Origin of the sequence: Flavobacterium omnivorum (assembly GCF_900099915.1) — a bacterium.
In the GTDB taxonomy this organism is placed as follows: Bacteria; Bacteroidota; Bacteroidia; order Flavobacteriales; family Flavobacteriaceae; genus Flavobacterium; species Flavobacterium omnivorum.
Window position 1 is genome coordinate 1 of sequence record NZ_FNDB01000036.1, and the last position, 3,495, is coordinate 3,495.

A 3,495-nucleotide genomic window follows, 5' to 3' on the forward strand; every position below is an offset into this window, starting at 1 on the left:
TAAAAGAAGAAATTCTAGAGTTGAGGAGTTATGAGTAAAAAATTCATAATTCATAATTCACAATTCATAAATAGATTGGGGGATTAGCTCAGCTGGCTAGAGCGCCTGCCTTGCACGCAGGAGGTCAACGGTTCGACTCCGTTATTCTCCACAAATCAATTGAAAGATTGAAGAATTAAATAATTTAAAGGTTGCAAAATTTTTAAATGGTTAAATTTTTAAATCTTTTAATTAGATACAGTTCATTGACATATTGAGATAAGAAAATAATAAAAAGTAGAAAGCATATTTTACTTGTTTATCATTAGACAAGTAAAAGAAACGGTCTTAATTAATTTTAAGATTGGTACAATAAGCAAAATAAGGGCGTATGGGGGATGCCTTGGCTCTCAGAGGCGATGAAAGGCGTGATAAGCTGCGAAAAGCTACGGGGATTGGCACACACGATATGATCCGTAGATACCTGAATGGGGCAACCCACTATGTTGAAGACATAGTACACCGATAGGTGGGCAAACCCGCTGAACTGAAACATCTAAGTAGGCGGAGGAGAAGAAAACAAAAGTGATTCCGTAAGTAGTGGCGAGCGAACGCGGATTAGCCCAAACCAATGATGTTACGGCATTATTGGGGTTGTAGGACCACGTTATTTGTTGCGGATAGAATTAGAATCTACTGGAAAGTAGAGCCAAAGAAGGTGATAGCCCTGTATAAGTAATAGAAGATAACAATAGTGGTATCCTGAGTAGGGCGGGACACGAGAAATCCTGTCTGAATTTGGCGGGACCATCCGCTAAGGCTAAATACTCCTGAGAGACCGATAGTGAACCAGTACCGTGAGGGAAAGGTGAAAAGAACCGTGAATAACGGAGTGAAATAGATCCTGAAACCATACGCTTACAAGCGGTCGGAGCCCTTTCGTGGGGTGACGGCGTGCCTTTTGCATAATGAGCCTACGAGTTAACGTTGCTGGCAAGGATAAGTGGTTAAGCCACGGATCCGTAGCGAAAGCGAGTCTGAATAGGGCGCTTTAGTCAGTAGTGTTAGACGCGAAACCGTGTGATCTACCCATGGGCAGGTTGAAGCTGTGGTAACACATAGTGGAGGACCGAACCGGTTGACGTTGAAAAGTCTTCGGATGACCTGTGGGTAGGGGTGAAAGGCCAATCAAACTCGGAAATAGCTCGTACTCCCCGAAATGCATTTAGGTGCAGCGTTATGCGTAAAGTTATATAGAGGTAGAGCTACTGATTGGATGCGGGGGCTTCACCGCCTACCAATTCCTGACAAACTCCGAATGCTATATAATGTTTCATAACAGTGAGGGCTTGGGTGCTAAGGTCCAAGTCCGAGAGGGAAAGAACCCAGACCATCAGCTAAGGTCCCCAAATATATACTAAGTTGAAAGAACGAGGTTTGTCTGCCCAGACAGCTAGGATGTTGGCTTGGAAGCAGCCATTCATTTAAAGAGTGCGTAACAGCTCACTAGTCGAGCGGACGAGCATGGATAATAATCGGGCATAAGTATATTACCGAAGCTATGGATTACCTATTTATTTAGGTAGTGGTAGGGGAGCATTCTAACAGGGTTGAAGGTGAGTCGTAAGGCCTGCTGGACTGGTTAGAAAAGAAAATGTAGGCATAAGTAACGATAATGCGGGCGAGAAACCCGCACACCGAAAGACTAAGGTTTCCACAGCTATGCTAATCAGCTGTGGGTTAGTCGGGACCTAAGGCGAACCCGAAAGGGACAGTCGATGGACAACGGGTTAATATTCCCGTACTAGTTATTACTGTGATGGGGTGACGGAGTGATGAAAGCGCCGCGAACTGACGGAATAGTTCGTTGAAGTACCTACCTATAAGACCCGCAGGCAAATCCACGGGTTTTGGGGAAATACGATAGTACTCGGAGACTTCGGTTGAAGAGATAGTGCGCCTAAGGGCTTCCAAGAAAAACCTCTAAACTTCAGGTAATAAGTACCCGTACCGCAAACCGACACAGGTAGTCGAGGAGAGAATCCTAAGGTGCTCGAGAGATTCATGGCTAAGGAATTAGGCAAAATAGACCCGTAACTTCGGGAGAAGGGTCGCCAGCAGCAATGCTGGCCGCAGTGAAGAGGTCCAGGCGACTGTTTATCAAAAACACAGGGCTCTGCAAAATCGTAAGATGAAGTATAGGGCCTGACACCTGCCCGGTGCTGGAAGGTTAAGTGGAGATGTTATCTTCGGAGAAGCATTGAAATGAAGCCCCAGTAAACGGCGGCCGTAACTATAACGGTCCTAAGGTAGCGAAATTCCTTGTCGGGTAAGTTCCGACCTGCACGAATGGTGTAACGATCTGGACACTGTCTCAGCCATGAGCTCGGTGAAATTGTAGTAGCGGTGAAGATGCCGCTTACCCGCAGTGGGACGAAAAGACCCTGTGCACCTTTACTATAGCTTAGTATTGACCTTGGATAAATGATGTGTAGGATAGGTTGGAGACTGTGAAGTGGCGTCGCTAGGCGTTGTGGAGTCATTGTTGAAATACAACCCTTTGTTTATCTGAGGCCTAACCCCGCTTTGCGGGGGACATTGCTTGGTGGGTAGTTTGACTGGGGTGGTCGCCTCCAAAAGAGTAACGGAGGCTTCTAAAGGTTCCCTCAGTACGCTTGGTAACCGTGCGTAGAGTGCAATGGCATAAGGGAGCTTGACTGAGAGACATACAGGTCGATCAGGTACGAAAGTAGAGCATAGTGATCCGGTGGTTCCGCATGGAAGGGCCATCGCTCAAAGGATAAAAGGTACGCCGGGGATAACAGGCTGATCTCCCCCAAGAGCTCATATCGACGGGGGGGTTTGGCACCTCGATGTCGGCTCGTCACATCCTGGGGCTGGAGAAGGTCCCAAGGGTTGGGCTGTTCGCCCATTAAAGTGGCACGCGAGCTGGGTTCAGAACGTCGTGAGACAGTTCGGTCTCTATCTACTGTGGGCGCAAGAAATTTGAGTGGATCTGATTCTAGTACGAGAGGACCGAATTGGACAAACCTCTAGTGTATCTGTTGTCACGCCAGTGGCATCGCAGAGTAGCTACGTTTGGAAGGGATAAGCGCTGAAAGCATATAAGCGCGAAACCCACCACAAGATGAGATTTCTTTTAAGGGTCGTAGGAGATGACTACGTTGATAGGCTATAGATGTAAAGGCAGTAATGTCATAGTCGAGTAGTACTAATAACCCGTAAGCTTATGTACGCTTTTCCCCGGGGCAACCCGGGGAAGAAACTTTCTCAAACTTTTTATTTTCTTTATCTCAGTATGTTAAGATATTATGTAATTGATGTTTATACAACAATAAACAACATTACAGTAATTGCCCAAAGCAATTATAACCTCTTAAGGTGGTTATTGCGGCGGGGCTCACCTCTTCCCATCCCGAACAGAGTAGTTAAGCCCGCCTGCGCAGATGGTACTGCAGTTATGTGGGAGAGTATGTCGTCGCCTTTCTTTGAAAA

The 3,495-nt window shown here is 46.4% G+C and carries 1 tRNA gene and 2 rRNA genes; all 3 read left to right on the top strand.

Annotated elements, in window-relative coordinates:
* Window positions 1-77 precede the first annotated feature (77 nt).
* The 3 genes from BLS90_RS16555 (at window position 78) to rrf (ending at window position 3,487) form a co-directional block, all read left to right on the top strand.
* A tRNA-Ala gene (locus BLS90_RS16555) sits at window positions 78-151 on the top strand.
* 198 nt (window positions 152-349) lie between these two features.
* Window positions 350-3,235: ribosomal RNA gene (locus BLS90_RS16560) — 23S ribosomal RNA — on the top strand.
* 142 nt (window positions 3,236-3,377) lie between these two features.
* Window positions 3,378-3,487, top strand: a 5S ribosomal RNA gene (gene rrf / locus BLS90_RS16565).
* The last annotated feature ends 8 nt before the right edge of the window (window positions 3,488-3,495 follow it).